The organism is Mycobacterium simulans (genome assembly GCF_900232995.1).
GTDB lineage: Bacteria > Actinomycetota > Actinomycetes > Mycobacteriales > Mycobacteriaceae > Mycobacterium > Mycobacterium simulans.
On sequence record NZ_OCVX01000090.1, the window covers coordinates 1 to 4,226 of the forward strand.

Below are 4,226 nucleotides of genomic sequence, written 5' to 3' on the forward strand. Positions count from 1 at the left end.
CGGCGTCGGTGGGGTATAGGAGGCGGGCCGGCGTCACTGCAGCCGCCCCCACCGCCGGCGGCCAAGGCGGCCAGGGCGGCGCGGGTGGCCAAGGCGGCGTCGGCGGCGCCGGCATCGGCGGGGTAGGCGGCGGCGACGGCGGCACCGGCGGCATCGGCGGCAAAGGCGGTGTCGGCGGCGCCGGCGGTGACAACATCGGCCTGGCTGGCCCCGGCTTCGGCGCCGGCGGTGCCGGCGGTCAGGGCGGCACCGGCGGCACCGCCGGGGCGGCCGGCGTAGGAACCGACGGCGGCACCCAAGGCGGGATCGGCGCCGGCGGCACCGGCGGCACCGGCGGCGACGGCGGACAGGGCGGGTTCGGCAAGGCCGGCGTCACTGCAGACGACCCCACCGCCGGCGGCCAAGGCGGCCAGGGCGGCGCGGGTGGCCAAGGCGGCGTCGGCGGCGCCGGCATCGGCGGGATCGGCGGCGGCGACGGCGGCACCGGCGGCATCGGCGGCAAAGGCGGTGTCGGCGGCGCCGGCGGCGACAACATCGGCCTCGCTGGCCCCGGCTTCGGCGCCGGCGGCGCCGGCGGCAAGGGCGGCACCGGCGGCACCGCCGGGGCGGCCGGCGTAGGAACCGACGGCGGCACGCAAGGCGGGATCGGCGCCGGCGGCGACGGCGGCACCGGCGGCACCGGCGGGCAGGGTGGGTTCGGCAAGGCCGGCACCAATGCAGCCGACCCGACCGCCGGCGGCCAGGGCGGCGACGGCGGCAAAGGCGGCGCCGGCGGCGACGGCGGCGCCGGCATTGGCGGGGTAGGCGGCGGCGACGGCGGCACGGGCGGCGCCGGCGGCCTGGGCGGCATCGGCGGCAACGGTGGCGACGACACTTCTGTCGTCAACGGCACCGGCGGCAACGGCGGTCAGGGCGGCACCGGCGGCGCCGCCGGGGCGGCCGGGGTAGGAACCGACGGCGGCACCGGCGGCAGCATCGGCACCGGCGGCGACGGCGGCACCGGCGGCAACGGCGGGAAAGGCGCCAACGGCGCCAACGGCGTCACCGGCGGCTCCCCCACTCAGGGTGGGAGTGCCGGCCGGGGTGGCACTGGCGGCACGGGTGGCACCGGCGGCGCCGGCGACGGCAACGGCGCTCATGGCGGCAACGGCGGCAACGGCGGCATCGGCGGCGACGGCGGCACCGGCGGCACCGGCGGCAACGGAACCGGCACCGACGACGGCGGCCTCGGTGGCCCCAGCTTCGGCGCCGGGGCGGACGGCGGCAACGGCGGCACCGGCGGCAAAGCTGGGGCGGCCGGCGTAGGAACCGACGGCGGCACCGGCGGCAGCGTCGGCACCGGCGGCACCGGCGGCAACGGCGGCAACGGCGGCAACGGCGTCAACGGCCGCGACGGCGACCCTTTCTTCGGCCACGCCGAGCCGGGCGGAAGGGGCGGTAACGGCGGTAACGGCGGCTTGGGCGGAGCCGGCATTGACGGCGTCGGCGGCGGAAACGGCGGCAACGGCGGCAAGGGCGGCATCGGCGGGGTCGGCGGCGACGGCATAAAACCCCCGCTAAACACCGACGGGACACCCGGAGCCCCAGGAGGCGCCGGAGGCCACGGCGGCCACGGCGGCCACGGCGGGGCCGGCGGGGGCTCCGGCGGCAACGGCGGCGATGCCGGTAGCGGCGGCAAGGGCGGCAACGGCCATGACGGCCGGGGCACCGGCTACAGGGGCGGTTCCGGTGGTGTCGGCGGCAAGGGCGGCACCGGCGGCACCGGTGGCAGTGGCAACGGCGCCGGTGACGGCGGAGACGGCGGTCGCGGCGGCAACAGCGGACCCGGTGGCATCGGCGGCGACAGCTACGGTGGCGCCAACGGCGGCAGGGGCGGTAACGGCCAGCAGGGCGGCACTGGCGGCGCCGGCGGCCTCGCCACCGGCAGCGGCACCGGCGGCGACGGCGGTAACGGCGGCACCGGTGGTTTCGCCGGCCATGGCGGGCGCGGCGGCAACACTAACGAGGGCGACGGGGGCACCGGCGGCAATTCCGGCGCCGGCGGCCAAGGCGGCGCCGGGGGCAACAACTCCGGCTCAGGCAACGCCGGCAACGGCGGCGGCGGCGGCGCCGGCGCCACCGGCGGTGGTGGCGGCAGTGGCGGCTCCGGCGAGGAAGGGGGCCAGGGCGGCTACGGCGGCACCGGCGGCACGGGCGGTGCCGGCGGTGATGCTACCGGCACCAGCGGCACCGGCGGCAACGGCGGCGGCGGCGGCAATGGCGGCGTCGGCGGCCCCGGCGGCAGCGGCGGCGGAGCGCTCGGCGACGGCGGCAATGCCGGCGCCGGGGGCAAAGGCGGCGCCGGCGGTGATGGCGGCGATGGCGCGGGCAGCGACCACGGCGGCGACGGCGGCATCGGCGGCAGAGGCGGCAACGGCGGTGATGGAGGCGATGGCGCCGGCCCACGTCAACCCGATGGCGACGGCGGCCAGGGCGCCGCCGGCGGCACCGGCGGCGACGGGGGCACCGGCGGCGACGGCACGCTAGGTGGCACGGGCCTGGTCGGCACACCCGGCGGCAACCGCCATGGTTCAAAAGGCGGCGTCGGCGGCAGCGGCGGCGGGGGCGGCGCCGGCGGCTGATCACGGCGAAAGGCTGGCGGACGGCCGTAGCCCCGCCGGTGCTCGGCCCGGCGACCGCCTGACACACTGACGCGATGGGAACCAATCAGCGCGCGCGTATCGTCATGTCCGAGGCTGAGATCGCCGACTTCGTCGCCAACAGCCGCACCGGCACGCTGGCCACCATCGGCCCGGACGGCCAGCCGCACCTGACGGCGATGTGGTACGCGGTGCTCGACGGCGAAATCTGGCTGGAGACCAAAGCCAAGTCACAGAAGGCCGTCAACCTCACGCGCGATCCACGGGTCAGCTTCTTAATCGAGGGTGGCCACACCTATGACACGCTGCGCGGGGTGTCCTTCGAGGGCGTCGCCGAGATCGTCGACGATCCCGACGCCCTGCACCGGGTCGGGGTCAGCGTCTGGGAGCGCTACACCGGCCCCTACACCGACGATTGCCGGCCCATGGTCGACCAGATGATGCACAAGCGCGTCGGCGTGCGCATCGTCAGCCACCGCACCCGCTCCTGGGATCACCGCAAGCTCGGCCTGCCACCCATGCCGGTAGGCGGGTCGACCGCACCGGCCGCGCAATAGGGTGCGGCGAGCAGACGCAAAATCGCCCATTTCGGCACGAAATCGGGCGATTTTGCGTCTGCTCGCCATCACACTGTAGCCCCGATGGTGTGTGGTTTCAGGACATAGGAATAGCGTGTCTCAAGACATCGGAATAGGTTGATGCGTTCAGCGTCAGCGGGTGTCGAAAGCCCGTCTGGTCATCACTGCTGTCGTTGTTGAGGGTCGTAGCCAATCTGAGGTGGCCCGCGAATACGGGGCATCTCAGGGCTGGATCTCGAAGCTGGTCGCCCGGTACCGACTCGACGGGGAGGCCGCTTTCGAGCCGCGTTCACGCCGTCCGCACACCAGCCCGACCCGACTGCCGCAGGCCACCATCGATCTGATCATCGGCCTACGCCGCGAACTGGCCGGCAAAGGACTCGACCACGGTCCGCACACCATCGCCTGGCACCTCAAGCACCACCACGACCTGGTGGCGTCAGTACCCAGCATCCACCGCCACCTGGCCGCAGCCGGCCTGATCACCCCCACACCCCAGTGCCGGCCCAAGTCCTCCTACATCCGCTTTGCCGCCGAACAACCCAACGAACGCTGGCAAGCCGACTTCACCCACTGGTGGTTGGCAGACAACACCCACGTTGAAATCCTCAACTGGCTCGACGACCACGCCCGCTACGCCTTTTCCCTGACCGCCCACCCCCGCATCACTGGCACCATCGTCCGGACCGAATTCCGCAAAGCATGTGCTGCCCATGGCATTCCGTACTCAACCTTGACCGACAACGGCATGGTCTTCACCACCCGCTTCTCCGGCGGCAAAGGCGGCCGCAACCACCTGGAATCCGAACTACACCGCCTGGGCGTGGTCCAAATCAACTCCACCCCTAACCACCCGACCACCTGCGGAAAAATCGAACGCTTCCACCAAACCCTCAAAAAATGGCTCACCGCCCAACCCCGCGCTACCACCGTCGCCGAACTGCAAACCCAGCTCGACGAGTTCACCGACCTCTACAACAACCACCGACCCCACCGCGAACTACCCCAC

3 protein-coding genes are annotated in these 4,226 nt (G+C 74.4%); all 3 read left to right on the plus strand.

The window, feature by feature from the left end:
• Nucleotides 1-8: 8 nt before the first annotated feature.
• Nucleotides 9-2,621: a hypothetical protein gene (locus MSIMFI_RS29150; RefSeq protein ID WP_449870989.1), complete on the plus strand. Its 2,613-nt coding sequence runs from the start codon at nucleotides 9-11 to the stop codon at nucleotides 2,619-2,621.
• A gap of 74 nt (nucleotides 2,622-2,695) precedes the next feature.
• Nucleotides 2,696-3,196 (plus strand): PPOX class F420-dependent oxidoreductase, encoded by a 501-nt coding sequence (locus MSIMFI_RS27445; RefSeq protein WP_191500060.1) that lies wholly within the window; start codon nucleotides 2,696-2,698, stop codon nucleotides 3,194-3,196.
• A 160-nt stretch (nucleotides 3,197-3,356) separates the two neighbouring features.
• The coding region (locus tag MSIMFI_RS27450; protein ID WP_191500061.1) for an integrase core domain-containing protein at nucleotides 3,357-4,226 on the plus strand (870 nt) is incomplete at its 3' end.

Excerpts from the sequence above, each read along its gene's own strand:
- MSIMFI_RS27445 (WP_191500060.1), top strand. The coding sequence starts at position 2,696 with ATGGGAACCAATCAGCGCGCGCGTATCGTCATGTCCGAGGCTGAGATC.